This window comes from Shinella sp. (assembly GCF_035998705.1).
In the GTDB taxonomy this organism is placed as follows: domain Bacteria; phylum Pseudomonadota; class Alphaproteobacteria; order Rhizobiales; family Rhizobiaceae; genus Shinella.
The window spans coordinates 62,722-88,451 of record NZ_DASYHH010000010.1 but is presented as its reverse complement, the minus strand read 5'-3'; the positions used below and the strand labels follow the sequence as shown (position 1 = coordinate 88,451).

21 protein-coding genes and 1 pseudogene are annotated in these 25,730 nt (G+C 63.3%); 1 reads left to right on the top strand and 21 read right to left on the bottom strand.

The window, feature by feature from the left end; translation table 11 throughout:
• Position 1: 1 nt before the first annotated feature.
• From VGN93_RS08260 to VGN93_RS08230, 7 genes are all read right to left on the bottom strand, one after another.
• Positions 2-862 (bottom strand): carbohydrate ABC transporter permease, encoded by an 861-nt coding sequence (locus tag VGN93_RS08260; protein WP_327507072.1) that lies wholly within the window; start codon positions 860-862, stop codon positions 2-4.
• Complete coding sequence (locus VGN93_RS08255; RefSeq protein ID WP_327507071.1) at positions 859-1,824, bottom strand: sugar ABC transporter permease; 966 nt, start codon at positions 1,822-1,824, stop codon at positions 859-861. The genes VGN93_RS08260 and VGN93_RS08255 overlap by 4 nt, the downstream gene beginning before the upstream one ends.
• 14 nt (positions 1,825-1,838) lie before the next feature.
• Positions 1,839-3,164 (bottom strand): ABC transporter substrate-binding protein, encoded by a 1,326-nt coding sequence (locus tag VGN93_RS08250; protein ID WP_327507070.1) that lies wholly within the window; start codon positions 3,162-3,164, stop codon positions 1,839-1,841.
• Positions 3,165-3,253: 89 nt separating this feature from the next.
• On the bottom strand, positions 3,254-4,267 hold the full coding sequence (locus VGN93_RS08245; protein WP_327507069.1) for an SIS domain-containing protein: 1,014 nt from the start codon (positions 4,265-4,267) through the stop codon (positions 3,254-3,256).
• A 167-nt stretch (positions 4,268-4,434) separates the two neighbouring features.
• Positions 4,435-5,457, bottom strand: coding sequence for a LacI family DNA-binding transcriptional regulator (locus tag VGN93_RS08240; protein WP_319313664.1), 1,023 nt, complete (start codon positions 5,455-5,457; stop codon positions 4,435-4,437).
• Between the two features lie 86 nt (positions 5,458-5,543).
• Positions 5,544-5,942, bottom strand: a complete 399-nt coding sequence (locus VGN93_RS08235; RefSeq protein WP_327507217.1) for a DUF2809 domain-containing protein — start codon at positions 5,940-5,942, stop codon at positions 5,544-5,546.
• A 46-nt stretch (positions 5,943-5,988) separates the two neighbouring features.
• Complete coding sequence (locus VGN93_RS08230; protein ID WP_327507068.1) at positions 5,989-7,356, bottom strand: ATP-binding protein; 1,368 nt, start codon at positions 7,354-7,356, stop codon at positions 5,989-5,991.
• A 235-nt stretch (positions 7,357-7,591) separates the two neighbouring features.
• On the opposite strand from VGN93_RS08230, the gene VGN93_RS08225 reads away from it, so the two are divergent.
• Positions 7,592-8,440 carry a MipA/OmpV family protein gene (locus tag VGN93_RS08225; RefSeq protein ID WP_327507067.1) on the top strand — a complete coding sequence of 283 codons (849 nt, stop codon included), beginning with the start codon at positions 7,592-7,594 and terminating at the stop codon, positions 8,438-8,440.
• Positions 8,441-8,596: 156 nt separating this feature from the next.
• On the opposite strand, the gene VGN93_RS08220 is transcribed toward VGN93_RS08225, so the two are convergent.
• The 14 genes and pseudogenes from VGN93_RS08220 to VGN93_RS08155 all read right to left on the bottom strand — a co-directional run bounded on the left by VGN93_RS08220 (position 8,597) and on the right by VGN93_RS08155 (position 25,724).
• Entirely contained in the window at positions 8,597-9,319 is a 723-nt protein-coding gene (locus VGN93_RS08220) for a response regulator transcription factor (RefSeq protein WP_327507066.1), read from the bottom strand.
• 171 nt (positions 9,320-9,490) lie between these two features.
• Complete coding sequence (locus VGN93_RS08215; RefSeq protein WP_327507065.1) at positions 9,491-10,108, bottom strand: isoprenylcysteine carboxylmethyltransferase family protein; 618 nt, start codon at positions 10,106-10,108, stop codon at positions 9,491-9,493.
• 170 nt (positions 10,109-10,278) lie between these two features.
• Positions 10,279-13,341, bottom strand: coding sequence for an efflux RND transporter permease subunit (locus VGN93_RS08210; RefSeq protein WP_327507064.1), 3,063 nt, complete (start codon positions 13,339-13,341; stop codon positions 10,279-10,281).
• Complete coding sequence (locus VGN93_RS08205) at positions 13,341-14,561, bottom strand: efflux RND transporter periplasmic adaptor subunit (RefSeq protein WP_327507063.1); 1,221 nt, start codon at positions 14,559-14,561, stop codon at positions 13,341-13,343. Before VGN93_RS08205 ends, VGN93_RS08210 begins: the two co-directional genes overlap by 1 nt.
• 182 nt (positions 14,562-14,743) lie before the next feature.
• Complete coding sequence (locus VGN93_RS08200) at positions 14,744-15,697, bottom strand: GNAT family N-acetyltransferase (RefSeq protein WP_327507062.1); 954 nt, start codon at positions 15,695-15,697, stop codon at positions 14,744-14,746.
• Positions 15,698-15,965: 268 nt separating this feature from the next.
• A complete protein-coding gene (locus VGN93_RS08195) occupies positions 15,966-16,859 on the bottom strand; it encodes a sugar phosphate isomerase/epimerase (RefSeq protein WP_327507061.1) in 894 nt (297 codons plus the stop codon).
• A gap of 13 nt (positions 16,860-16,872) precedes the next feature.
• Positions 16,873-17,910, bottom strand: coding sequence for an ABC transporter permease (locus VGN93_RS08190; protein WP_319314780.1), 1,038 nt, complete (start codon positions 17,908-17,910; stop codon positions 16,873-16,875).
• A gap of 15 nt (positions 17,911-17,925) precedes the next feature.
• Positions 17,926-19,410: a sugar ABC transporter ATP-binding protein gene (locus VGN93_RS08185; RefSeq protein WP_327507060.1), complete on the bottom strand. Its 1,485-nt coding sequence runs from the start codon at positions 19,408-19,410 to the stop codon at positions 17,926-17,928.
• A 133-nt stretch (positions 19,411-19,543) separates the two neighbouring features.
• Entirely contained in the window at positions 19,544-20,731 is a 1,188-nt protein-coding gene (locus VGN93_RS08180; protein WP_327507059.1) for a sugar ABC transporter substrate-binding protein, read from the bottom strand.
• 413 nt (positions 20,732-21,144) lie between these two features.
• Positions 21,145-21,917 (bottom strand): annotated as a pseudogene (locus tag VGN93_RS08175) (SDR family NAD(P)-dependent oxidoreductase).
• A 48-nt stretch (positions 21,918-21,965) separates the two neighbouring features.
• The gene (gene aldA / locus VGN93_RS08170; protein ID WP_327507058.1) at positions 21,966-23,402 is read right to left on the bottom strand and encodes an aldehyde dehydrogenase; all 1,437 of its coding nucleotides are present in this window, start codon (positions 23,400-23,402) and stop codon (positions 21,966-21,968) included.
• Positions 23,403-23,423: 21 nt separating this feature from the next.
• Complete coding sequence (locus tag VGN93_RS08165) at positions 23,424-24,419, bottom strand: zinc-binding dehydrogenase (protein ID WP_327507057.1); 996 nt, start codon at positions 24,417-24,419, stop codon at positions 23,424-23,426.
• Positions 24,420-24,427: 8 nt separating this feature from the next.
• A complete protein-coding gene (locus tag VGN93_RS08160; protein ID WP_327507056.1) occupies positions 24,428-25,219 on the bottom strand; it encodes an SDR family NAD(P)-dependent oxidoreductase in 792 nt (263 codons plus the stop codon).
• A complete protein-coding gene (locus VGN93_RS08155; RefSeq protein WP_256116666.1) occupies positions 25,197-25,724 on the bottom strand; it encodes a 2,4'-dihydroxyacetophenone dioxygenase family protein in 528 nt (175 codons plus the stop codon). The genes VGN93_RS08160 and VGN93_RS08155 overlap by 23 nt, the downstream gene beginning before the upstream one ends.
• Positions 25,725-25,730: the final 6 nt, after the last annotated feature.

Sequence of the window (25,730 nt, the reverse complement as noted above, 5' to 3'; positions counted from 1 at the left end):
TCTATTTCCCGATGCCTTCGGCCAGCCCTCGGATGAAGAAGCGCTGGGCCGCAAAGAAGGTGATGACGATGGGAAGGGCGGAGAGCGTCATCGCCGCGAAGACGACCGCATAGTTCGTTCCGTGCTTCGCCATGATGGAGGTGAGGCCGACGGGCAGCGTCTGGAGGTCCGCGCCGCTGGTGAAGATCATCGCGAAGAGATATTCGTTCCACGCGAAGAGCACGTGCAGGATCACGCAGGACACCAGGATCGGCTTGCAGAGCGGCAGTGTCACGCGCCAGAAGATCTGGCCTTCGCTTGCGCCATCCATGATGGCCGCCTCATCCAGATCGCGCGGCAGCCCGAGCATGTAGGCGCGGATGAGGAAGGTCGTGAAGGGGATGCGGAAGGCTGTGTAGAGGATGATCAGCGCCCAATAGGTGTTGTAGAGGCCGAGATCCTGCATCATGCGCACCAGCGGGATGACGGCGACCGTCGGGCTCAGCATGAGGCCGCCGAGCACGATGCCGACGAAGAACGGCTTTCCCGGCAGTTTCGAGCGCGTGAGGCCATAGGCGGTCCAGGCGCTGACAAGCACCGTGAAGACAGCCGACCCGAGCGTGACGATGACGCTCGTCGCGATATAGTTCCGGATTCCCTGGTTCCAGGCCGAAATATAGTTTGCGATGCTGAAGCCGCTCGGCAGCGCGAAGGGGTTGCCGAAGATTTCGGCATTGGTCTTGAAGCCGTTCATCGCCATCCAGAACAGCGGATAGAGCACGACGAAGCCGAGACTGATCAGGAAGGTGACGAGGCAGGTCTTCGTCAAAACGGCGACGAAGTCGGTGCGCTCGGTTTCCCGTGGTTGATGGGAGACGTTCACAGGTCAACCCTCCGTCTCTTGGTGTACCAGAGCTGCGCGAAGCCGGTGATCAGCGTGATGACGAAGATGACCGTTGCGATGGCCGCGCCGTAACCGAAGTCGTTTTCGATGAAGCCCTGCTGGTAAAGCCAAGTGCCGAGCACCTGGCTGCTGTTGTTCGGCCCGCCGCCGGTCATCACCATGACCTCATTGAAGACCTGGAAGGCGCCGGTGATCGTGACGATCACCATGAGGCCGGTCATTTCGCGGGTGAGCGGAAAGGTGATGTTCCACAGGCGCCGCCACGTCCCTGCCCCGTCCATGACCGCCGCATCGTAGAGTTCACGCGGGATCTTCTGGATCGCGATTGCGAAGAGCAGCGTCGAATAGCCGAAACCCTGCCACTGGCTCATGGCGATGATGGCGTAGATCGCGGTCCCCTCCTCGCCGAGCCAGGCGCGCGACCAGTCCGCAAGCCCGATCTGCGTCAGCGCCGAATCCAGGAGGCCGATGTCGGGTTGATAGATGAAATAGAACAGGAGGCCGGTGACGGTGATCGAGATGGCCGAGGGCACGAAGTAGACCGCGCGCCAGAACCGGCGCCATCTCTCCTCGGTAAGCCCTTCGATCAGTGCGGCCAGTACGAAGGCGCCGAAAACCTGGAAGACGACGGAGATGACGGCATAGAGCGTGTTGTTGACGATCGCCGTCCAGACGACCGGATCGCCCTGCAAACGGCGGTAATTGTCCAGTCCGATGAAGGCGGTCTCGCCGGTAAAGATATCCTGGTTCTTCGTGCTGACGATGAAATTGTCGATGATCGGGTAGTAGACGAACCAGAGGATCAGGACGAAGGCGATGAGGACCCAGCGGAACGACAGGACCCCGGCGATTGGGCCGAACCGGTCTTTGTCGACCCGGCCCGGCCCGGTGAAGCCGATTTTGACGGCTTCACCTTCGTGTTCATGCTTCATGACAGCCATTGCAGGCCCTATCCCTATTTGGACGAAGCCGCCGCTTCCTTGACGCGTTCCATCACCTCTTCGGGGCTCATGGTGCCGCCGACCAGCGCCTGAAGACCGGAAAGCCAGGCAGCCGCCACGCGCGGCGGATTGGCGGTATCGAGCCAGGGCATGAGATAGGAGGAATCCGCGATCACCTTCAGGCCATCGACGACGGCCGGGTTCATGGTCTCGGCAGAATAGCCGCCGACCGTGGCACTCGGCTGGCCATAGGGGGGTGCGGAGAGAACCTTGCCGTTTTCAGCCGAGGTGACGAAGCGCATGAAATCGATCGCGAGCGGAATGTTCTTCGAGGCGGCGCTGATCATGTAGCCTTCCGGCGCGCCCTCGATGGATTTGACGTCGCCCTTGGCATCGGCAGGCGCCGGCAGCTTGAAGAAACCGAAATCCTCGCGCTTCAGCGCGCCTTCGGCCGTCGCCTGGTCGAATTCGATGATCTCCTGATAATACATGGCGGCCTTGCCGCTGCCGAACTGCTGTATCGCCGAGGCATAGGACGAGCCGTTCGTGCCCGATCCGTCGGAGCATTCATCGATCAGCTTCTTGAACTGCGTCAGGCTGACGACATAGCCGGGATCGGCATAGTCGGCCGTTGCCGGGACGAAGTCCTTTTCGAGCGTCGCCTGGGGCACGTTGTAGGCGAGCAGCTGACCCGCATAGTGCACGCCCGGCCAGCCTTCCTTGTTGCCGAAGGAGACCGGCGTGATACCGGATTTGCGTAGCGTCGCGCAGGCGGTCAGAAGCTCGTCGAAGGTCTTGGGTTCAGAAACGCCCGCCTTTTCGAACAGGCTCTTGTTGTAGCCCATGAACTTGGCGTCGAGGTAGAGCGGAATGCCGTAGAGCTTGCCGTTGTACTGGAAGGCGGAGACCGCGGCGGTGGCGAGCGTCTTGCCCCATTCGGTGTCCGGACCGATGACCGGCGTCAGGTCGACGGCGCGATTGCCACGCACGAAATTCTCGCCCCAGCTTCCTGTCCAGGTGAAATAGACATCCGGCAGCGAATTGGATGCGACGAGCGCCTTCGTCTTGCCCTTCACGCTGTCGTCGCTCTCCTGGATGAGCTCGACCTTCACGCCGGGATGGAGCTTTTCATATTCCGTGGCCGCGTTGACGAAGAAGGGGGAAAGCTGCTGCAAACCGAATTTCGTCAGCACGCTGACCGTGCCCGAATATTCGACCGTCGCGGCGGGGTCGGCCACGACCGGATTGGCCGCAGAAGCGCTGCCGACGCCGCCGATGACGAATGCGGCTGCGACAAGCGAGCCGAGGCTCGTCGTGTTCGGGAAGATATTGGCTTTCATTTCGCAGTTCCTCTCTGTTGTCTTTGTTTTCTGGGGGCATGCAAAAGTCTGAAAACCCGGCCCGGCGCGATCGCCGGGCCGGGAAAACCTCAATATTCGACGCGCTTGTAGTAGCGGCGCGTCGTCAGCGGATGATCGCGCAGGACTTCCAGATGGGCGCTCAGGCGCTCCAGCATCGTGGCCAGGATGACCGGGGAAATCAGGCTGCGGGTCTTGGCGGAAACGCCGGGAAGGCTGGCGGAGGCCGCATCCAGCACGCGCACCTTGTCGGTATAGCGCTTGGCGAAACTCTCCACCCGGTCGGTGAGCGGCCGGCAGGCATCCTCGCCCTTGAAGATGAACAGGCTGACGCCCGGCTCCACCAGTTCGAGCGTACCGTGGAAGAAGTCGGATGCCTGGACCGGACGGGTGCGGATCCACTGCATCTCCTCAAGGATGCACATGCCGTAGTAATGCGCTTCCGGCCAGACGGAGCCTGCACCCGTGAAGATGTGGTAGGTCTCGTCCTTGATGTCCCCGGCGAGCGTGGCGGCATCCGCCTCGTAACTTTCCTTCACCGAAACCAGCAGTTCGGGTAGCAGCTTGAGTTCGGCGACCGTCGCGTCGAAATCCGGGTATTCGCCGCGTTCGGCGAGAAGCGCCAGCACGATGATCAGGGTTTGCAGGTAGAACGATTCCGACGACGTGTCGTCCTCGGCAAAATTGGTGAAATTGTAGTCGGCGTCGCGGCCGAGCGGCGTGTCCTTGTGGCCGGTCAGCGACAGCGTCTTCACGCCCCGCTCCTTCAGGAAGGCGAGAAGCTGCACGCTCTCCTTGGTCGTGCCCGACAGCGACGGCAGGACGACCAGCGCCTTCTCGTTGAGGCCAGCCGGCGGCTCCAGCACGACCTGTGCAGAATAGGCGGCCGAAACCGGGAAGACCGTCGAAACGCGTGCAAGCTCGATGGCCGGCTGGGTGAGGAACTGCACGCCGCCGGTCCCCATGAAGAAGATGCGTTCCAGACCGTCGTTGAGCAGATCGCGCATCAGGGCGCGCACATCGTCGGCGATGGCGACTGCGCCGCTTTGTATCTTCACAAAGCGATCTCTATCGAAGTTGAGCATTAGAACCTTCCCGTTTTGCGCTGCGCCAAATCGCCTTCAAAGCGGAACGGCGCCTGCGCGAAAATGATTTTTGAGACGATGTGAGATCGATCTCACATCTATTACCGCACAAGAATTTTGCGCTGGCAAGTGGGGTTCTTAAATTTTTTTGGGGTTGGTCCCGGCGCTCAGCCGTCGCTTCGCCGGCTGACGGAGCCGCGGACTATCAGCTTGGTTTCAAAGCGTATTTTCTGCGGCAGGTCGTTTTTACCGGAGAGCCGATCGAACAACAGGCGGGCAGCCGCGCGCCCGATTTCGGAAACCGGCTGCGAGACGACGGTGATCTGCGGATCGGTAAACGTCGCCAGATTGAAGTCGTCGAAACCGATCAGCGAAACGTCGTGCGGAATGGAAATGCCCATGGAGCGGAAGGCCAAAAGCGCGCCCTGCGTCATCAAGCTGTCGACCGTGAAAAGCGCCGTCGGAGGGTTCTTCTGGCTGAAGAGGCGTATCGTCGCGTCGACCGCGTGTTCCACCGTGGATTGTGAAACGGAGATCATCCGGTCGTCGAGCGCAATGCCGCCGGCGGCAAGCGCCGTCCTGTATCCGCTCATGCGTTCGCGCGAGGTGAAGATGCGCATGTTGTCCTGCAACAGGCCGATGCGGCGGTGGCCCATGCCGATCAGATACTCGACGGCCTTGCGCGTGCCGCCCTCGTTGTCGACGAGCACGCTGTCGCAATCGACGCCCTCGGCGACGCGGTCGATCAGCACCAACGGCACGTTTTCAGCGATCAGGCCTTGCAAATGGCCGTTGTTGTCGGCCGATGTCGGCGCGACGATGAAGCCGCGGATGCTGAGCGACTGGAGGCTCGCCAAAAGGGAGATTTCCTGATCCAGCTCCTCCTCGCTGCTGCCGATGACGAGATTGTGCCCGCGCTCGCGGGCAAGTACCTCGATATCATGCGCGATGCGGGCGAAGAACGGGTTCTGGATATCGCCGAGAATGCAGCCGACGATCGGCAACTGCCCGTTGCGCAGCGCCTGCGCCAGGCGGTTGCCGCGATAACCGAGCTGCTCCGCCGCGGCCTGAACCTTCTGCGCAGTCTCGCCGCCGACATAGCCGTAACTGTTCAGGGCGCGGGCGGCGGTTGCGCGCGACACATTGGCCAGCGCCGCCACATCCTTCAAAGTCGCCGGTTTCCGAACCATTTCACCCTTCGCGATCACACAGGCAGGAGTCTCCTTGTAGCTTCGGGTGAACGCTTCGCATAGGTCATGCTGCCCTGATCCGGCAATCAAGGTTTGCCCTGTCTTGCCCCGCCACGGGCTGCAGTCAGGAAGTCCACGCCGAGAACAAGGGCCGCACCGATGGCATAGGCCAGAATATCCCACCAGTCCGGCGTCGCGCCGAAGACGATGCGGAGGCTCCGGTTGGGTATCTGCACATCCATGCTCATTAGAAGAAATTGCACCAGTTCCACCGCGGCGCCGGTGGCGAAGGCGATGGCGGCTATCCAACTTGCTCGCGTCTTTACGAAGGTCCGTATGACGTAGAAGACCCAGGCGACCGCCAGCACGTCGCCGAGAAAGCTGCGAACCCAGCCGAGGTCCCGGCCGACCGTCGCAAGCAACACCAAAACCACGAACAGGAAGGCAGCGCGCACGAAAGACGCAAGATCGAAGCGTAAACTCATCGTCACGATCTAGCCCGCCGGGCATCGGCTGTCGAGTTGCCGCCCGTCAGGTCGGGATTGCAATCCGCGCGATCAACCCATTCGGATGTCGATCGAGCAGCTCCAGTTTTCCGCCGTGGTCCTGCACGATCTCGGCGACGATGGAGAGGCCGAGGCCGAAACCGGCATCGGTCCCTCCGCGGGCCGCATCCACCTTGTAAAACGGTTCCAGCACGCGGCTGCGATGTTCGACGGAAATGCCGGGACCGTCGTCGGCCACGTCGATCGTCGCCATGCCCGCGCTCGCGCCAAGCTCGACACGAACGCTGCTGCCGAACTTCGTGGCGTTTTCGCACAGGTTCGTCACCGCCCGCGTGATCGCGAGCGGCTTGAAATTCGCGATCAAGCGGCCCGGCCCCCGGTAGGTGATCTGATGGCCGATATCCTCGAATTCGTCGCACACCGTCTGGACGGCCGAGGCGAGATCGGCGCGGGCGAACGCTTCGATCCGGTGGTTGTCGCGCAGATAGCTGAGGCTTTCCTTCAAAAGGCGGTCTATGCGCTCGACATCGGCAAGCAAGGCCTCCCGCACCTCCTGCTGGTCCACGCGCTCGACACGAAGCCGCAGCCGGGTGAGCGGCGTGCGCAGATCGTGGCTGACGCCGCGCAGCATTCTCGTGCGCGAGTCGATCATCGTCGAAATGCGTTTCTGCATGCCGTTGAGCGCGCGGGCCAGCGCAACGATCTCCTGACTTCCCCGCTCCTCGAACAGCGCGGGCCCGACGGAGAGGTCCGCCCGCATCGCCGCCGCCGCGATACGGCGCAAAGGGCGCGTGATCGTCCACACCGCGAAAGCGGAAAACAGGACCATCAGGATCACAACCGCGAGAAGGTAGTTGGAACCCAGATTTAAGGCATCGCCACGCAGGGAAAGCCCCGGCAGGCTTTCCAGAACCAGCATCTCGCTATCGTCGATCTTGACCGCGATGACGCGTTTGCCGTCGAGGAAGGTTCGCCAGCCTCCAAGCGGCTCCGCGCCGTCGTCGGGAGGGAACAGCCAGTCCACGACCACGTCGACAAAAGGCTCGGTGGGCGACGATGTGGTGAATTGCTGCGACAGGGAGAGAGGACGAATCGAGAATTTCCAATCGCCTCGATTGGCGATCTCCAGAATAGCCACGCGTTCCGATGGCTTGGCCTCCGCCAGCACCGAACCGATCGAGGAGACGCGCTCGGAAATATTCTCGAGGCCGATAATCTCGAAGTCCGCCCGCATCCAGCGCTCCAACGCGGAGCCGGCAGAGATGACCATCACAAGGGCAAGAAGGACGATGACCGTGATCTGCCCATGAATCGTCGAAAACAGTTTGGGTAAGCGAAACCTCAACACGCCTCCTCGCGCAGGCTTCGCCGCGCATGAACTCTGCCTGTCCAACCGACACTCTCATCAATAGGGGAATGGAAACAGGCCTGCGTGGCCGAACCGCGTTACGTTTTGTGTCGATTTGTTAAGGCCGCCCGGACATCGGTAAACCCGCCCATCATGGCCGCCCGCAACAAAGCGTAACACAAAGACATCCAGCCCCATCCTGATCCGTGAAAAGACAAGGCGGTTGCACACACGGTTCGCCGCTGCGGCCGGCGATCCGCGTCAAATCACTGGAGCACCCATGGTTCTTACCAAGCACATCGACTGGCGCCTTACCCGGAGCGCGCTTTTCGTCACGTTCACATCCCTTGGAACGGCATCGACCGCGCTCGCCGCCGATGCCAGCCTTTCGGACCAGGCACAGGAACCGCCTTTCGACCAGGAGCGGTTCAACAACGAGGCGGTCAAACCGAGCTGGAGCCTCATCATCGGTGCCGGCGGCATCTATGAAACCGAATATGAAGGCAGCGATGACCTCAAGGTCAGCCCTGTACCGCTCGTGATCTTCACCTATGGCGAATGGCTCGAAATCGACCCGACGGGCGTCACGATCACCGCGCTTCGGCGCGAAGGTTTCTCGCTCGCGGGCAAGGTCGGCTACGAGACCGGGCGCGACCAGGATGACCATGACCGCCTGAATGGCCTCGGCGACATCGACTTCGCCGCGACCGTCGGCGCCAAGGCGGCCTATACCTGGAACGCCTTCGAGTTCTACGCAACGCTCGACCAGACGATCGAGGGAAGCGAAAGCCTCATCGGAACCCTCGGCGTCGAATATTCGGCGCCGGTGACCGAACGCCTGATGCTGGGTGCCGGGGCGGAGGTTGTCGTTGCCAACGACAAGCACATGCAGGCCTATTTCGGCGTGAACGCCGCACAGGCGGCGGCATCCGGCCTGTCCGAATACAAGGCGGAAGCCGGCATCAAGCGCGTCAACGTATCGGCATCCGCCACCTATGGGCTCAGCGAAGACTGGTTCATCCGGGGCGAAGCGGCGCTGGGCATCCTGACCGGAGACGCCGCCGACAGCCCGATCGTGGAAAGGAAGCTTCAGCCCTCGGCCTCGATCTTCGTCGGCTACAAATTCTGATTGCGGCGATTACGAGAAGCCGGAGCAAGTCCGGCTTCTCGCCCAAACCAAACGGCTAGAGTATGTCTGGTTCAGACTGAACCAGACATACTCTAGTTTCTTTTGTTTTCGTTTGTCTTTTCGGGAAAACCGGTTCCCACTTTTCCCTGACAAACTCTAGGATTGCTCGACCCGGGCCGTGAACATGTAGCCGCCGAGCCGCACGGTGTGCAGCAACGCCGGCGTCTTCGGGTCCGCTTCGATCTTCTGGCGCAGCCGGCTGATATGCACATCGATGCTGCGTTCGATCGGTCCGGCAAGGCCGCTATGGGTGAGCGACAGAAGCTCCTCGCGCGTGATGATCCGCCCGGGATTGCGGCAAAAGGCCAGCAACAGGTCGAACTCCGTCGTGGTCAGCGCCACCCTGGCATTGCTGGGATCGTGCAACTGCCGGCGCAGCGGATCGATCTGCCAGCCATCGAAGCGCAGCTTGCGCTGATCGACATTGTTCGCCAGGCCATAGGACGCCCTTCTCAGAAGGCTGCGGATGCGGGCGACGATCTCCCGCGGGCTGAAGGGCTTGGTGACGTAGTCATCGGCCCCGACTTCCAGTCCGACGATGCGATCGATCTCCTCCCCGAGCGCCGTGAGCAGGATGATCGGCGTGGTCTTCTCCGAGCGGATGCGCCGGCAAATGCTGAGACCATCCTCGCCGGGAAGCATGACGTCCAGGATGATCAGGTCGAACTCGTTGTTGCGCAGCAAGGCTTGCATCACCCGCCCGTCTTCCGCGACGGTCGCAATCATCCCGCTCTCCTGCACCGTCAAGGCAAGGAGACTTCCGATCTCCGGATCGTCTTCGACGATCAGGATTCTTGCATTTGCGGCACTCGATTGCATTCTCGTCTTCCCAACCTGAACGCGCATATAATGTCTATCACGCGGGCGACAAACATTTCGCTTTGTTACGTTTTGTTGCGACGAAATGAGGCTCTAGCGCGGCGGGCGCCAGAGCATTTCCAGCCGAAGCGGCACCGCCTCGGCGTCGGATAATGCGGTAAAAACAAAAACCTAGAACGGCAATGTCCAGAAGACCGGCAGCAATTCTGCCGCCTGCGCCATCTTGATGAGCTCGATGCCGAGCCAGGCGGCCAGGAAGACGGCGCCGTCCTTGAGACCGCTGACGGCTTTCACGGAGCGCAGTGGTGTATCACCGGCTTCCCGCCACAGCGCGAAATCCGGCAAAAGCCTTGGCGTCAACCGGCGATAGTGCTCGAAGCTTTGGCCATAGCGGCCGGCGAGAAAGGCCTCCTCGCCCCGCATCGCCATGTCGAAGGCGAAATAGGCGATGCCCGTCATCGCGACCATCGACAACAGGCTCCCGGTCTGCGCCCCGAGCCCCGCAATCCCGATCAGGCTGAACAGGTAGAGCGGGTTGCGGGTGATCGAATAGGGGCCGTCGGTGACAAGCTCGGCATTCTTGCGGCCGCCGATATAGAACAGCGACCACACGCGACCGGCAATGGCCGTGAAGATCGCCAGCAAACCCGTCAGTTCGAGAAGCGAATTCACGACCGGAAGATCGGAAGGCGACGACGTCACGGCCAGCAGTGCGAACGCGACGGCGGCGAAGACGCGAAGCGTATTGATGCGGTATTGCTGCAGGAAGGGAGCCCGGACCTCAGCCATGAGCAGCCTCCCCCTTGCCAGGGTATGGGTGCAGTTTCCATGATCGGCAAACGATGAAATTCATGTTGCAACGTCCGTGCTTGGAGGAAAGGCGATGGAATTCCTTCCCACGGGCGGCACGGCGTCGGCTTAAAGATTTGTTTCGCCGTATTAAGAAGCACTGCGACGCATTACATCGCGGCTGGACGGACCATCGGCCCGAACATCCGGCTCACGCGGTCGCCCAGGCCGGACATGACCAGGTGCAGCGACGGGATCACGACCAGCGACAGCACCGTGGAGACCAGCAGCCCGCCGATGACGGCGATCGCCATGGGTGCGCGAAACTCGCCACCATCTCCCAGTCCGAAGGCCGACGGCGCCATGCCTCCCACCATCGCGAGTGTCGTCATGACGATGGGGCGCACCCGCTCCAGGCAGGCCTCGACGATGGCCTCCGTGCGGGAAAGCCCATGCGCTTCCCGCTCGATCGCGAAGTCGAGCAGCATGATGGCGTTCTTGGTTACGATGCCCATCAACATCAGGATGCCGATGACGACGGGGAGCGACATCGCATTGCCGCTGAGGAGAAGCCCCGCGGCCACGCCGCCGATCGACAGCGGAAGGGAGGCGAGGATGGTCCATGGCGCCAGCACGCTGCGGAACAGCAGGATCAGCACGATGAGAACCAGCATGACGCCCGATCCCATCGCCACGAAGAAACTCTCGAAGACGTCGCCCTCGGAATCGGAATCGCCGGTCGCCTGGAGGCGGACACCTTCCGGAAGGCGTTTCACGCTCTCCAGCTGCATCAGCCGGTCGAGGCCTTGTCCCGATGTCATGCCGTCTTGAAGATCCACGCCGATTTCGATCCGCCGCTGGCGATCGAAACGATCGATCGCCGCGACCGTCTCGTCGAAGCTGATGTCCGCGACGGCGGACAAGGGTATGTGGTTGCCCTTGTCGGACGGCACGGACAGCATTTGCAGGATCGGCAACCGGCCGCGGGCGTCCGGCGCGAGCACGACGCGTATCGGAATCTGGCGGGCCCCGTCGATGAAGCTCGCCAGCCTGCTGTCGATATCGCCGATCGTCGAGAGGCGTATTGTGTCCGCAATCGCGGCGGGCGACACGCCGAGCAGTGCCGCCTTGTCGGTCAACACGGACATCCGCAATTCCGGGCGTGTGGCCACGTTGTCGCTTGCCGGCTTGATGAAGGATGGATCGCCGGACATCTCGTTCAGGATGGCATCGGCCGCCTGTTGCACCACCTCTCCATCGCTTCCCAGCACCGCGAAGGACAGGTCGCGCCCGCCGCGATTGTTGAGGAACCGCAAGCGCACGTCGGCGATGGAGGCGAGCTTGCTTTCCATGTCCGCCTCAACGGCGAAGGAGGAACGCGACCGCTTCGTCTTGTGCACGAGGTCGATCAGGATCACGGCATAGCGCAGATCGTGCTGCCCGTTCATGCTGACCCCCGCGCGGGCGAAAACGCCCTCGACCTCCGGGAACGCGTCCGCGCGAGCCGCGATCTCATCCGTGACGGCACGGGTCTCTTCAAGCGTCGCGCCCGGCGGCAGTTCCACGGTGAGCGTCAGCCGGCCCATGTCTTCTTCCGGCAGGAAGGCCGTCGGCACCGATGCGAGCGACACGACGGAGAGCGCGAACAGGCCGAAAGCGCCGCCGATCGTCGCCCATCGCCAGCGAAGGCTTACCCTCAACAGACGCTGGTAGGCTCGCAACACGCGGCCGTCGCGCGCCTCCGTCCGCGCACGGCCGGTCATGAAATAGGCGGCGAGGATGGGTGTTATCAAACGTGCGACCAGCAGGGAGAAGAACACCGCGATGGCGACCGTCAGGCCGAATTCTCGGAAATAGAGGCCGACGATGCCGCTCATCAGCCCGACGGGCGCAAAGACCGCGATGATGGTCGCGGAGATCGCGATGACGGCAAGCCCGATTTCGTCGGAGGCGTCGAGCGCCGCCCGGTAGGCGGACTTGCCCATGTTGCGATGGCGGACGACATTTTCGATCTCGACGATCGCATCGTCGACGAGGATTCCGGTCACCAGCGTGATGGCCAGCAGGCTGAGGATGTTGAGCGAAAAGCCGAGAAGGTCGATCGCGAAGAAGGTCGGGATGATCGACAACGGCAACGCCACGGCGGCAACGATGGTCGCCCGCCAGTCGCGCAGGAACAGGAACACCACCACGATGGAAAGCGCCGCCCCCTCCAGCAAGGCGTTCATCGCCGAGCGATAATTGCCTGTCGTGTAAGAGACATTGTCATCCACCAGCAGGAACTGGACGCCCGGGTTCCTCACCGCCAGTTCCGCGACGGCGGCCGCGACAGCCGCGGCAACGCCCACCTCGCTGGCACCCTGCGAGCGCGAGACGGCAAAGCTCACGATCTCTTCGCCGTTCAACGTCGCAAAGGACCGCGGCTCGGCAACGCTGTCGCGAACGCTCGCAATGTCCGCGAGCCGCACGGAACTGTCTCCGGCAAGCGCCAGGCGCCGTTCGGCAAGGCTCGAAACGGTCTGCGCGGAGGCGGCGGTCGTCAAAACCTGTTCGCGGCCGTTGATCTCCTGGCGCCCGCCCGATCTTTCGAGCTGGCTCTGCCGGATCGTTTCATTGACCGCGCCGGCGGTGAGCGCCAGCGCCTGCAATTTGTCGGCGTCGAGTTCGACGCGGATCTCCCGTTCGCCGCCTCCGATACGCTCGACGCGGCTGACGCCGCGCAGCCCCTGGAGATCGCGCGCCACCACATCATCGACGAACCACGACAGGTCCGCAGCCGTCATGTCCTGGCTGACAACGGCGTAGGTGACGACGGACTGGGCTTCCTCTTCCAGCCGTTCGATCACCGGCTCATCGATGCCATCGGGCAGGTCGCCCCGCACGCGCGCCACCGCATCGCGCACATCGTCCATCGCCCGGTCGGGCGAGACCAGGCCGAGCTCGAACTCGACGGTGGTCACGGAGCGCCCCTGGTCGATCGTCGACGTCAGTTCCTTGACGGCAGGCAGGGACGCGACCGCGTTCTCGATCGACCGCGTTACTTCGGTTTCGAGCTCGACCGGGGTGGCCCCCGACTGCTCGACGGTGATGCGCACGAGCGGGGTGACGATCGACGGGAAATAGGTGACCGGCAACCGGGAGAAACTGTAGAGCCCGGCAACCGTCAGAACCACGAAGAGCAGGAACGACGGCAGCGGGTTTCGGATGGCCCAGGCGGACAAGTTGGCGTTCATCACCGGATCTCCCTTGTGTCGTTGACCGCCACCAGTCTGTCCGCCGGAGCGACATCCAGCGTGGCGACGACCGCCTGCACCCTGTCCTGCGCCTTCAGGAACCCGCCCGCTTTCAGCACCACCATTTCGCCGTCATCGACACCGCGCGTGATCTCGACGAAACCGCCCTGACGGGCACCGACAGTGACGGGCCGGACATCCACGGCACCTTCCGTCACGACGAAGATCGTGTCCGCACCGCGCACGGTTTTGACCGCGCTGCCCGGAAGAAGAATGTTTTGGCGTTCGGAAACATCGATGCGCCCATGTGCGAAGACGCCGGGCGTGAGCCCATCCCGTTTGTCGAGGGCTATATAAACCTGACCGCTCCGGGTCGCGGGATCGAGCTGCGCGGCCTTCAGCCTCAGCGTGCCGGAAACGGGACCATCGTGGCCGGGAAGCATCACGTCGGCGCGCATGCCGTTTTGCAGGCGAACGAAATTGGTTTCCACCACCGAGGCGACGAATTCCATGCTCCCCTCCTCCGCGATGAGAAACAGCGGCGTGGCGGCGTCCGACGTCATCGCGCCGAGGCGCGCCGTGCGGCTGAGAATGAGCCCGGCCATAGGAGCCCGCAGCGTGCTGCGCTCGATCGTCAGTTCTATTTCTGCGCGTTCGCGGGTCACCAGCGCGGCTTCCGCCTCCGCAAGGGCCAGAGACTGCCGCGCCAGGCCCAGTTCGGCCGCCGCCCGCTCATGGGCGTTGCGGTGCTGGTCCAGCACCTGTTGCGAGATGACGTTTCTGGCATGCAGCACGCGGCTGCGCTCGAAAACGCTGGCGGTTTCCGCTTCCGTCACCCGCGCCACCTCCACCCGGGCGACCTCCACGGCGACGGCTGCCTTGGCACGCAGCATGCTAACCGCATTCCGGTCGAGCCGCATCCGGGCATCGGTCGTATCGAGAACGGCGAGCGGCTGACCCTTTTCGACATATTGCCCGACCTCGCCGAGAATCTGCCATATCTCCTGCCCCTGGATGAAGGAATGCACCTCCACTTCCTCGCGAGACACCACCGAGCCGACGACGGAAACCTGTTCGGTCACCGTGCTCCGCCTGGCAACGACGACCGTCACCGGCATCTGGTCCTGCGCCTGGGCTGTGGGCGTGAAAGCGCAAGACAGCAGCAGGACGCCCAGCACCAGACCGGCGCGCGAAGAATGTGAGCTGGATTTCTCACGCATGAAACCACCTTCCGATTGATCCGAAGGCACATCGCCCCGGCATGATCCGGGTCAAAGGCTATCGATCCGGAACGGCCCGGGTGTTTCATCGCATTAAGAAAGATTGCGCCTGGACCCGCGATCTGGCGTCTTTCGGTCCAGGGGGCGGCATGCCGAGTTGCGAGCCGGCAAACTCCTTCGGGTCAGGCGCCCGCTAAAGGCGACGGTCTCACGAAGCGTTGCTCCATGACTTGCCTGCCCCATTGAGCACCGGACTGCTCTTCGACGCATGAAAATCCAAAAGTTTCGTACAGGTGGCGGGCAGCGAGCAGTCCGCTGAACGTCCAGAGGTGCGTTTGCGCGAAGCCCTGCGCATCCACGAAGCCGAGTGCGGCGGAAAGCAGCTTGCGGCCTACGCCGCCGCCACGCACGCCATCATCGACAATGAACCATCGCAGGTGCGCGATGGCGTCGCCGATATCCTCGCCGTCGATCGCAACCGAGCCAATGATCTCGCCGCCGCGCATCGCCGTCCAGATCGCGTTGCGCGGATTTTCCAAACGGTTGCAGAATTCAGCCAGGCCGCCGGCTACGACGCTCTCGAACTTTTGGCCGAAGCCGGACGTTTTTGCATAATAAAGCGCGTGCATTTGCGTGATGCGGGCGATGAGGCCGGTCTGGTATCCCCTGACGATCTCGATGGCGGGAGCGGCAATTCCTTCGCCGGTCGCGGCGCCAAGCGCTGCCGTGTAGAGCCGAAGACCATCCAGCACCGTGCGCTCCTGCCCTGTCTTAAAGTGGCGGAGCGCGTTGGCAACCTGCGCGCCCGCATAGGCATGGATCGCCTGCACGCGCCGCTTGCCGGCGGGCGTCAGCAAAAGCTTCTTGACGCGTCCATCCTCCTCCCCCGCCTCCTCGCTCACATCGCCAGCTTCCACCAGCTTGCGCAGCATCCGGCTGACGCTCGACTTCTCGAGGCGGAGGCGAACCCCAAGCTCGCGCGCGGTCATGCCTCCCTGTTCGATCTCGATCAAGGCATGGACAGCCGACGGGGACAGATCCGTGCCCGCGAAATCGCCGCCCATAAAACCCCATTCGCGCGCCATCGACCGGGAGGCGGCGCGTATCTCTTCAACCAGACGCGGGTCGGTGTTCATTTCAGAAGTCCTTGCTCAATATAGTTGCGTTATACAACTATATTGAGCAAGGGCAAGGGTACGCGAATGAAGACGACCTTATGATCCTGTATGCGCAAGCGCGGGTCGCGCGACCGGATTTCGACCGATACCCCTCCAGGGACTGAGCGGGTGTCCCTGTTTCGGCAGCGGTTCCTGCCCATAGACATCCAGCCCGACGCCGCGCGCCCGCAGGCCGGCTTCGATTTTAGGGCATACGAGTTCCTGGCTTGTTCGATGCCCTCAACCTTTATGGAAGGGCCGATCTCCTCGCGTCCCTGCCGACTTCGCCGGCCGACTGCCGGTGGGCCTGAATGAACGCCTTCGCGTGGCGTGCCAGATCCTCGCCGTCGGTCCACAGGTTGCGCCAGATGCCGAGGATGCCGCAGAGCGGCTGGCCGACGACGGTGGAGGAGAAGGATTCGAAGACGATGGGGCCGGTATAGTCGATCCGGGCAAGTCCGTTGAAGATCGCAACGAAATCCACCGAGCCGGCACCGAGATAACCGCGGTTCGATTCGCCGATATGAAAATAGCCGAGGTGCTCGCCGGCATCGACGATCGCCATTTCGACGTCCGCTTCCTCGATGTTCATATGATAGGAATCGAGGTGGACCTTGACGTTGGGCAGGCCGACACGCTTGCAGAGTTCGACGCCCTGGCCGGCGGTGTTGAGCACATTCGTCTCGTAGCGATTGACGACCTCGAGGCCGAGCGTGATGCCGTGGCGGTCGGCTTCCTCGCCGATGCGTGTGAGCACGTCGACAGCCCCGGCGATGCCGGCTGCGGTCGGCGGTTCGCTGTATTTCTGGAAGGCGGAATAGAGGATGCCGCAGACATGCGACGAGCCGAGTTCCGCGGCAGCGGCGATGACTTCGCGCAGTCGCGTCTCGCCGGCCTTCACCCGGTCCGCATCACCGCTCGATATATCGCTTGCGGCATCGAGGCCGAGCGAGAGGTTGGCGCGGATGCCCGCCTTCTGTAACTCCTTTGCGGTGAAGGCGATGTCCATGGCCTTCGGGTCGGGCGCCGAGATTTCGATGATGTCGAAGCCGAGTTCGGCGGTCTTGTTTACCGCGAGAACACAGTCCTCGCGGCTCCAGTCGCGCACCCAGACATTGGCGTGCAGCCCAAGCTTGTTCATGCTGTCCTCCCCCTCAAACACGTGTCATGCTGCGGCGGCGCCACTGGTCGAAGATGACGACGACTACGATGACGACGCCTTGCGCGATGCGCTGCCAGAACGGGCTGACATCGAGCAGGTTGAGGCCGTTGCCGAGCACGCCGATGATGGTCGCGCCGATGATCGATCCCCAGACGCCGCCCTCGCCGCCGAAGAGATTGGTACCGCCGATGACGACGGAGGCGATGGAGCGCAGTTCCTCCCCTTCCGCCATCAGCGCATTGCCGGAATTGAGCCGCCCGACAAGGATGATGCCGGCAATCGCGGCCAACAGGCCGGATATGGCATAGGTCATAATCTTGGTGCGGGTGATGCTGATGCCGGACGAATGGGCGGCCGCGCGGTTGCCGCCGACGGCATAGATGGCGCGGCCGAGCGCGGTGTAGCGCAGCACGTACCAGCCGGCGACCGCGCAGAGCAGCGCAATCAGCGCGCTCACCGGCACGCCGAAGAGCTGGCCGCCGCCGACCCAGGTCAGCGTCTCCGGCAGTTGCCGGGTCGCATTGAACGAGGGCACCGGCATGCCATCCGTCACCAGCAGTGCTGCACCACGGAAGGCGGTCATCGTGCCGAGCGTCGCGATGAAATCCGGAATTTTGAACGTGGAGATCAGCCAGCCGTTGAGCGCGCCCGCGACGACGCCGACGGCAAGGCCGATCAGGATCGCCACCGGCGGCGGCACGAAGCCGAGATCGACGCCGAACAGCACGAGCGACTGCGTGAGCAGGACGGCCGTAATCGATCCCGCCAGCGCCGCGATGGCCGCGACCGAAAGGTCGATGCCGCCGGTCAGGATGACGAAGGTCTGCCCCACCGCCAGGATGGCGACGAAGGCGGACTGGCGCGCCACGTTGGAGAGGTTGTCGAAGGTCAGGAAATTGGACGTGGCGAAGGCGAGATAGGCCATCAGCAGGACGAGCGCGATCAGCGGACCGGCTTGGAAGACGATCCCCTTGATCTTCGCCCCGCGGCCACCCGCGACCGGCGCGTCCGAATTCTTTTCCGCACTCATGCTGTCTCCCACTTCCTAGCTCGCATAGCGCAGCATGTTCTGCTGCGTAATCTCGTCCCGCGGCAACTCCGCCGAGAGGCGTCCGCCCCGCATGACCAGCACGCGGTCCGCCATGCCGATCAACTCGTTGAGTTCCGAGGAGATCATCAGGATCGACGCGCCTTCCGCCACCAGCCGGCTCATCACCGAAAAGACCTCCGCCTTGGCGCCGACATCGATGCCGCGCGTCGGCTCGTCGAAAATCAGGATCCGCGCACCGCTCGACATCCAGCGCGCCAGGATGACCTTCTGCTGGTTGCCGCCGCTGAAGAAGAAGAGCTTGTGCGTGGTGGAGGCCGGCCGGATGCGCAGGTCCGAAATGTAGCGCTTGCCCTCTTCGCGCTCGCGCCCCAAATCGAGCCGCGACAGCAGCGACTTGCCGGCCAGCCAGGACAGGCTGAGATTGGGGCCGACCGGCTGCATGGGCACAAGGCTTTGGCGGCGGTCGCGTGAAATCAGGCCGAGACCCGCCGCGATCGCATCCGACGAATGGCGGAAATCCGCGCGCTTTCCGGCGACCTCGATCGACCCGGCCTTGACCGTCTGCAAGCCGAACAGCGCGCCGGCGATCTCCGCCTGCCCCGCGCCCATCAGGCCGTAGATACCGAGGATCTCGCCCCGGCGAAGCGAGAAGGACAGGTCCTTCAGCGTGCCGCCGGAAGCAAGATTTTCGACGGCGAGCACCGGCGCACCGAGCGCCACCGCCTCCTTGGGAAACTGCTCCTCCAGCCTGCGGCCGACCATCAGGCCGATCACCGTCTCCTCACCCGCCTGTTCAGCGGGCAGCGTGTCGACGACGACGCCGTCGCGCAGGATCGTCACGCGATCGGCGATCATCGGGATTTCCGACAGATGGTGCGAAATATAGATGATGCCGTGGCCGCGCTGCTTGAGGCGGCGGATGACATCGAAAAGACGGCTGCGCTCGCTGTCCGACAGCGCCGAGGTGGGCTCGTCGAGCAGCAGGATGCGCGGACCCCGCGCCAGCACGCGGGTGATCTCGATCAATTGCTGTTCGGCCACTTCCAGCCTGCGCACCTCGGCCGTCGGGTCGATGGCGACGCCGAGTGCCTCCAGCGCGTGCCGCGCGGCCTCATGCGCCTTGCTCCAGCTTATCTTGCCGAAAGCATTGCGCGGCAAGCGGCCGAGAAAGATGTTTTCCGTGACGGTTAGCGCCGGGATGAGGCTCAGCTCCTGGTGCACAAGGCCGATGCCGAGTTCCGTGGCGAGCGTCGGCGTCAGCGCCGAAACCCGCTTCCCGCCAATCTCGATATCTCCGGCGGTTGGCGCGTGTTCGCCCGCGAGGATCTTCATCAGCGTCGACTTGCCCGCACCGTTTTCGCCGAGAAGCACCTGGACTTCGCCCGCGCGCACGTCGAGCGAGATCGACTTCAAGGCCACGACGCCGGGAAAACGCTTCTCGATATTCTCGAGTTTCAGAAGGATTTCGTGCTGGTCCATACGCCTCGACTACCATTCAACCGGCACCGAGCGTGCCGCTTCATCTCCTGACACCGGCCCCGCCTTGCAGGCGAACGGCGGCGCGGGGCACCTCTTCAAGAGAAGATGCGCGCCCCGCGTCCTGGGAGAAACCTTAGTTGGCTTTCTTGCAATTCGTCCGGATGGTCTTCCAGTCGATCGTTTCGAGCTTCGGCTCCGGATAGAAGTTGCGCGCATTCGCCTCGTAGACGGTGCGCGGGCGGATATCGAAGGTTTTCGGCACGTCGAGGCCGCAGGCGAGTTCGACGGCGAACTTGGTGCCGAACCAGCCCCAATCGGCAAAGCCGTGGGTCGTTTCGGCAATCATCTTGCCTTCGGCAATGCGATCGACCGATTCCGGCGTCACGTCATTGGTGAAGACCGCCACCTTGTTGTCGCCGATATTGGCGCCGTCCTGAACGGTTTCGAGACGACCGCTGGAACCGGCGACGAGCATGGCGCCGAGGCCCATTTCGTTCGATGCCGCCCAGATGAAGTCGAGGTTTTCCGGGTTGGCCTGAAGGATGTCCTCGGCGCACCGCGTGCCCTTCTCGCGGTTCCAGTCGCCGGCGCAGGTGCCGCCGACGATCTCGATGCCCGGGAACTGTTCGAGTACCTTGCGGAAGCCGTTGAGGCGGGCCGTCGAATAGAAGCCGCCGGCAACGCCTTCGATGATGGCGCCGCGCGCCTTGATCTTCGCCTTGTCCTCATCGGAAAGTTTTGCGGCGAGATCCTGCCAGAACTTCAGGTCGAGATAGGCGCCGGGCTCGACCGTGACCTTGTCACCGGCACCCAGCACACCCGGACCGCCGAAATAATCGACGACGGAATAGGCGCTGACTTCGGCACCTTGCGTGTTGTCGAAGCCGATATAGGACGAGACGTTCACGCCGTCGATCGGTTCCAGCAGGTTGACGATGATGACCGGAATGCCGGCTTCGGTGGCGCGCACGAGCGCCGGCTTGACGGTCGCGACCTCGGCCGGCGACACGGCGATCAGGTCGACCTTGCGCTGGATCATGTCCTCGATGATGCTGACCTGCTCGGCGAACGCCGTGGGACTGGTCGGCGACTTGGTCAGGACCGTGACGTTGAAGCCATTCTTGTTGGCGTCCGCGGCGGCCAGTTCGAAAAAGTTCGTCGCGGTCTTGAAGACGCCGGTAATGTCCGGCGGCACCCAGCCGATCGTGATGTCGATATTGTCGCCTTCCTGCGCCACCGCCGGCGCGGCATTCAATGCCGGCCAGAGTGCAACAGTCGCGGCTGCAGCAAACAATGATGCTTTTGCGAGCGTCTTGAACATAGCTCCCTCCCTGTCGAAAAAATCTCCTCCAACGTGCGCGATGGGCGCCGATCGGCGCTCCCACCCCTCACGTTAATCGGATGCTAGACAAAGCCATAATGTAATTCAACTACATTTTTTGCAATTATGATCACGATCTTTTGCACGTTTCCCATAGAAACTGGAACGAAAACAGTGTCGCGACCGACAGGAATCAACCAATCGGTCGCGCCAGAATGTAGTTGAGCTACGTAATTCCCTTTGAGCGCGAGGCGCCAAATTTTGCATGTTAGCTCTGCGCAGCGGCAGGCAGCACCCGATCAAGGCTTAATTTGTCATGTTGTACGTATAGCATGTCAGGATTACGATTCAAGGGCGAAAGCGTCGCCAACGTCTTGCGCCCGCGCTGTGAGATCGCAACGCGGGCCGCGGCCTTACCAGCAGGTATAACCGGCGTCGGCAGTAACGATGGAGCCGGTCATCAGGCTGAGGCGTCGGAGGCGAGAAACAGCACGATCGCGGCGATCTCGTCCGGTTGTCCAAGCCGGTGCATCGGCGTCATGTCCAGCCATCGCTCGTACATCGGCTTGTCCTCCTTGGCGAAGGTGAGGAGCGGCGTGTCGATATAGGTCGGCGCCACGGAATTGACCCGCACGCCGCGCGTCGCCCATTCGGCGGCAAACGAGCGGGTCATGTGGTGCACGCCGGCCTTGGCCGCATTGTAATGGACCTGCTGCTGCGGCCGGTTGACGATGGTGCCGGACATGGAGCCGATCGTGACGATCGATCCCTTGCCCTTCGCCAACATGTGTTTTCCGAAGGCGCGGCACGAGCGGAAGGCGCCGTTGAGGTTGATGTTGATCATCCGCTCCCAGTCGGCATCCGACAGGTCCTCCCCAGGCACGCCCGCCTGGGCGATGCCGGCATTGGCGACGAGAATATCCGCCGCCCGGCCGGCACTCGCCAGCCGGTCCGCCACCGCATTGACCGACGCGCTGTCGCCGATATCGATCACGTCGGCCTCGACGGAACAACCCTTGGCGGCCAGCACGGCACGGCCGGCTTCGCTGCGCTCCGCGCTGATATCGGTGACGACGACATGCGCGCCCGCCTCGCAAAGCGCCTCGGCGCAGGCGAGCCCGATCCCCTGCCCGGCGCCGGTGACGACCGCCACACGGCCGGACAGATCGAATTTCTGAAGATACATACCGTTCCTTTCCGGCCGCAGGTCGCGGCCCGTGCCTCGCGGCCGCCCTCACCCGTGCTGGATGTAGACGGCCTGCGTCTCCATATACTCATAGAAGCCGTGTTTGCCGTCCGCCCCGCCGATGCCGGATTTCTTGCGGCCGGCGTGGAAACCCTGATAGGCCTCGCCGTTCTCGCGGTTGATATAGGTCTCGCCGAATTGCAGGCGCCGCGTGACCTGCATCGCCCTGTTGAGATCCTGCGTGTAGAGCGACGATGTCAGGCCGTATTCGGTGTCGTTGGCATGGTAGACCGCCTCGTCGGCATCATTGACGACGGCGATCGGCGCAACGGGGCCAAAAATCTCCTTGCGCATGATCTCCATGTCCGGCGTGCAGCCCGTCAGCACCGTCGGCTCGTAGTGGTGGCCGCGGTTGCGATCGGCGCGCTGTCCGCCAAGCGCCACCGTGGCGCCCGCCTCCCGCGCCCGATCGACCATGGCTTCCACCTTGCCAAGCTGCACCGCATTGACCAGCGGCCCCATGTCGACATCGCGTTCCGTCAGCGGATCGCCATAGCTGACGGCGGCCATGCGCTTGATGAAGCGCTCGGTAAAATCGTCCGCCACCTGGCGCTCGACGAAGATGCGTTCGGCGCAATTGCAGACCTGTCCGGTATTGATGATGCGCGAGGCCGTGATCGCCTCCACCGCGAGGTCGAGATCGGCATCCTTCAGCACGATGGCCGGCGCCTTGCCGCCGAGTTCCAGATTGACCCGCGTCAGGTTCTTCGCCGCCGTTTCCATGATGGCGACGCCCGTCGGCACGCTGCCGGTGAAGCTGACGAGGTCGATGCCCGTATGGCCGGAAAGCGCGGCACCGGTCGTGCGGCCGCGGCCCGAGACCATGTTGAATACGCCCTTCGGCAGCCCCACCTCATCCGCGATTTCCGCGAAAAGAAAGGCGTTAAGCGGCGTCTCCTCGCTCGGCTTCACCACGATCGTGTTGCCTGCCACCAGCGCCGGCGCGAGCTTGCGGCCGATCAGGTAGAACGGGAAGTTCCAGGGCAGGATGCCGGCGACGACGCCGATCGGCACGCGGTTCAGGTAGATCGTCTCGCCCTTGCGATCGCTGGCGATGATCTCGCCCTCGATGCGCCGCGCCCATTCGGCCATGTAGTCCATCAGCCCGGCCATGCCGAGCACCTCGCCGCGCGCAAGGCCGAGCGTCTTGCCCTGCTCGCGGGAGATCGTCTCGGCCAGCACATCGACCTTATCGCGAATCTTGCCGGCGATTGCCTTGACGAAACCAGCGCGCTCAATTGGCGGCAGGTCGGCCCAGGCGGGCTGTGCCTTGCGTGCCGCATCGACGGCGGCGTCGACGGTCTCGGCCGAAGCATCGGGGATGTCCGCGATCTGCTCCTCGGTCGCCGGGTTGTAGACGGCGATGCGGTCGGAGGCGCTGTCCTCGACAAACCGGCCGTCAATGTAATGGGTGTTCCTGGTCATGGTGTTCCTCCCGTTGTTTTATCAGGCATCCGGCGCGACGCGGGCGACGATCTTGCCCGTCACCGCGCGAGCACGCAGGCGCTGCAAGGCGTCCGGAATGTCTTCGAGCGTGACGATCTCCTCCACCATCGGATCGAGCTTGCCCGCGGCAAGACGCGCCATCAGGTCGTCGCCCATACGGGCGAAGTCCCGCTGGGTGGGCACGTGGCCGGCATTGTAGGCGCCGCCGAGCCCGATCTCGTGGATGGAGGCGGCATAGGTATAGGACGGCACGTCGGTCATGACAGGCAGCGGATCGACCGAGACGAGATGCCCGTTATAATGCACGAAGGCGAGCGACTTGCGGGCATCGCCGGGGTTGGCCACTTCCACCATGACGTCCACGCCGTAACCGCCTTCCGTCTCGGCCTTCACCTTCTGCAGCAGGTCCGGATCGCGGTAATCGAAGACGACACCGGCACCGAAAGCGCGCACGGCATCGAAGTGCTCGGTACGCGTGAGCGCAATCACCTTCGCGCCCGCCTGGTGGGCAAGCTGCGTCGCAAAACCGCCGACGCCGCCATTGGCGCCCTGGATGAGAACGGTCTGCCCCGCCTCGATCCGCACCTTGCGGAATAGCGCCTGATAGGCGGTGTAGCCGGCGCAGGGAACCGCGGCCGCATCGGTAAAGCTGATGCCCTCCGGCAGCCGCGATGTCGCGTGCGCCGGCGCCAGGCAATATTCGGCAAAAACGCCGGACTTCCAGAGGTTGTTGTGCACCACCACCCGTTCGCCGACTTTCCAGCCTTCAACGCCGGGACCGACCGCGTCAATGATGCCGGCGGCATCGAGCCCCAGCACATGCGGATAGATCCATTCCGGCTTGTGATCGAGCGCCAGCTTCCAGTCGACCGGGTTGATCGAGACGGCGATGACCTTGAGGCGCAGCTGGCCGGGTCCGGGCTCGGGGACCGGCAGGTCGGCCAGGACCACATCGTCAAGCCGGGCCTTTGCATCGGAAACAACAATCGCCTTCATAGGGTGCCTCATGTGATCAGGTAGCCGCCGTCGATGACCAGCACGCTGCCGGTAACGAAGCTCGCAAGCGGCGAGGAAAGATAAAGGACGCCGCCGGCAAGTTCGGCCGGTTCGCCCCAACGGTTGAGCGGCGTGCGGGCGACGATGGCCGCGTTGCGCTCCGCGTTTTCGCGCAGGCCCTTGGTCAGCGGCGTGGCGATCCAGCCGGGCGCGATGGCGTTCACGCGAATGCCATCGGCCGCATAGGCGATCGCCAGCGACTTGGTGAGCTGCGCGATGCCGCCCTTGGAGGCCGAATAACCGGGCACCAGCCCGCCGCCGAAGAAGGACAACATGGAGGCGGTATTGACGATCGTGCCGCCGGTTTCCGCAAGGCGCGGGCGGGCGGCGGCGCAGACGCGCATCGAGCCGTTGAGATTGATGTCGACGACCTCGGCGAAGACGTCCGGTTCGAGTTCGTCCGTGCGGCGGATGACGCCGGCGCAGTTCACTACGTGATCGAGCCGCGGCAGGCCGGCAACGAGCGCATCGACGGCAGACTTGTCGCGCACGTCGAGCGTGGCGAAGAGCACACCCTTCATCTCCGGCCGGCTTCCGGCAGCGGCGATCTCGGCCTCGGTGACGCCCGTTGCCAGCACATCCGCGCCGAGCGCGACGAAGGCCTGGCAGATCGCAGCCCCGATGCCGGAGGTCCCGCCGCTCACCAGCACTTGCCGGCCCTCGAACAGGCCGGGGCGCAGGTAGGCGGCGGGGTTGCCGGCAGCAGCGGTCCGCCCGTCAGCGGATGAACTGGTCGACATAATCCGCTCCCAGCCCAACCGCCTCGTAATGCGCACGACACATGTCGATCTTGGTGAACACGTCCTCGAAACCGAGCGGTTCACCATAGGCATCGACGTAATACATGATGCCGTTGACCTGGAAGAAAGTGATCATCTCCTCGACATCGTCAGGGACGACCAGCGTGTGCGTCTCGCCCGGCGGTTCGAAGACGTAGCCACCCTCTTCGGCGACCCAGTCATGCTCCAGATAGTGCCAGCGGCCCTTCAGCACGAAGCCGTGCACCGCCTGCGGATGCCGGTGGCGACTGAGCACGCCGGACTTGCGCACCTTCAACAGGTTCATCCAGTAGCCGGCGGAGCGATTGAGGCAGAGCGGGCGAAACCAGACATTCGTGCCCTGCGGCACCCACACCCGGTCGTCGAGGGGGATGGCGTCCGGAATGACGATATCCGGCAGCGACTCCTTCGGCATGGGAAACTGGTAGGGCATGCGCGGGTTGGGATCGGTCTTCATGGGGGGCATCGGCGT

Coding starts and splice junctions, on each gene's coding strand:
- VGN93_RS08160 (WP_327507056.1), bottom strand. CDS start 25,219: ATGTCGACCAGTTCATCCGCTGACGGGCGGACCGCTGCTGCCGGCAAC.
- VGN93_RS08155 (WP_256116666.1), bottom strand. CDS start 25,724: ATGCCCCCCATGAAGACCGATCCCAACCCGCGCATGCCCTACCAGTTT.
- VGN93_RS08190 (WP_319314780.1), bottom strand. CDS start 17,910: ATGAGTGCGGAAAAGAATTCGGACGCGCCGGTCGCGGGTGGCCGCGGG.
- VGN93_RS08200 (WP_327507062.1), bottom strand. CDS start 15,697: ATGAACACCGACCCGCGTCTGGTTGAAGAGATACGCGCCGCCTCCCGG.
- VGN93_RS08225 (WP_327507067.1), top strand. CDS start 7,592: ATGGTTCTTACCAAGCACATCGACTGGCGCCTTACCCGGAGCGCGCTT.
- VGN93_RS08195 (WP_327507061.1), bottom strand. CDS start 16,859: ATGAACAAGCTTGGGCTGCACGCCAATGTCTGGGTGCGCGACTGGAGC.
- VGN93_RS08255 (WP_327507071.1), bottom strand. CDS start 1,824: ATGGCTGTCATGAAGCATGAACACGAAGGTGAAGCCGTCAAAATCGGC.
- VGN93_RS08235 (WP_327507217.1), bottom strand. CDS start 5,942: ATGAGTTTACGCTTCGATCTTGCGTCTTTCGTGCGCGCTGCCTTCCTG.
- aldA (WP_327507058.1), bottom strand. CDS start 23,402: ATGACCAGGAACACCCATTACATTGACGGCCGGTTTGTCGAGGACAGC.
- VGN93_RS08165 (WP_327507057.1), bottom strand. CDS start 24,419: ATGAAGGCGATTGTTGTTTCCGATGCAAAGGCCCGGCTTGACGATGTG.
- VGN93_RS08240 (WP_319313664.1), bottom strand. CDS start 5,457: ATGGTTCGGAAACCGGCGACTTTGAAGGATGTGGCGGCGCTGGCCAAT.
- VGN93_RS08180 (WP_327507059.1), bottom strand. CDS start 20,731: ATGTTCAAGACGCTCGCAAAAGCATCATTGTTTGCTGCAGCCGCGACT.
- VGN93_RS08250 (WP_327507070.1), bottom strand. CDS start 3,164: ATGAAAGCCAATATCTTCCCGAACACGACGAGCCTCGGCTCGCTTGTC.
- VGN93_RS08205 (WP_327507063.1), bottom strand. CDS start 14,561: ATGCGTGAGAAATCCAGCTCACATTCTTCGCGCGCCGGTCTGGTGCTG.
- VGN93_RS08220 (WP_327507066.1), bottom strand. CDS start 9,319: ATGCAATCGAGTGCCGCAAATGCAAGAATCCTGATCGTCGAAGACGAT.
- VGN93_RS08210 (WP_327507064.1), bottom strand. CDS start 13,341: ATGAACGCCAACTTGTCCGCCTGGGCCATCCGAAACCCGCTGCCGTCG.
- VGN93_RS08245 (WP_327507069.1), bottom strand. CDS start 4,267: ATGCTCAACTTCGATAGAGATCGCTTTGTGAAGATACAAAGCGGCGCA.
- VGN93_RS08215 (WP_327507065.1), bottom strand. CDS start 10,108: ATGGCTGAGGTCCGGGCTCCCTTCCTGCAGCAATACCGCATCAATACG.
- VGN93_RS08185 (WP_327507060.1), bottom strand. CDS start 19,410: ATGGACCAGCACGAAATCCTTCTGAAACTCGAGAATATCGAGAAGCGT.